Genomic DNA, 955 nt, shown 5'->3' on the forward strand with positions numbered 1-955 from the left:
AGGGCGGGCTGGTCGGGTGCCGATGAGGGGGAGGTTTTGGGTGGGGCCCGGGCTGGGGCGGCCGTTGGGGTGGGAGTTTTTGGAGCGGGCACGGCCGGGCTGGTGGGTTTGTGTGGGGGCTGTCGGGCGGGCCGTGGAGTGTGCCGGGTGGGTATGCATCGCTTTTATGTAAGACCTGAGGATATGGTGAACGAGCGCGTGATGCTTTGTCCGCGGGAGACCCATCATGCGCTGCATGTGTTGCGGGTGCGGCCGGGTGAGGTGGTGGAATTACTGGACGGGGCGGGGCAGGTGTGTCGGGCCGAGGTGGTTGAGGCTGCTCGGCGGGCGGTAGTTTTGCGAGTGTGGGGGCGTCGTCGGGAATTGCCGCCGGCGTGGCGTTTGACGCTGGTGGTGGGGCTGATCAAGGCGGGTGGTTTTGAGGAGGTATTGGAGAAGGCGACCGAGTTGGGTGTGACCGGGATTCAACCCGTGTTGGCGGCCCGGTCGGTGGTGCGTTTGCGTGCGGAGGAGGTGGGGGCGCGGCGCGAGAAATGGCGATGGGTGGCCGTGGACGCTTTGAAACAATGTGGTGGGGCATGGTTGCCGGAGGTGGGCGAGCTTCGGCCGTTGGGGGATTGGTTGCGGGGGCGGCCGAGGTTTGATCTGGAGGTGTTTGGGGGGTTGGGTGGGGGGCGTGAGACGCTGCGGGGCCGGCTGGAACGGTATCGTCGGGAGCATGGGGGTCGGCTGCCGGGGTCGGTGGCTGCGTATGTTGGACCGGAGGGGGATTTTACGTTGGAGGAGAGTGCGGCGCTGGAGCGGGCCGGGGTTGATCCGGTATGGCTGGGGCCGCGGGTGTTGCGGAGCGAGACGGCTGCGCTGGTGTTTGCTGCGGTGATACAGTCGGAGTTTTTGGGGAACGGGGGGTGAAGTGGAGTGTGGTATGGATGGTATGGCGGGCGCTGGCGGGGTT

The 955-nt window shown here is 66.7% G+C and carries 1 protein-coding gene; it reads left to right on the plus strand.

What is annotated here, in order from left to right:
• Positions 1-153 precede the first annotated feature (153 nt).
• Entirely contained in the window at positions 154-912 is a 759-nt protein-coding gene (locus tag G4L39_RS09695; RefSeq protein ID WP_276607568.1) for an RsmE family RNA methyltransferase, read from the plus strand.
• Positions 913-955 lie beyond the last annotated feature (43 nt).

Origin of the sequence: Limisphaera ngatamarikiensis (assembly GCF_011044775.1) — a bacterium.
Taxonomy (GTDB): domain Bacteria; phylum Verrucomicrobiota; class Verrucomicrobiia; order Limisphaerales; family Limisphaeraceae; genus Limisphaera; species Limisphaera ngatamarikiensis.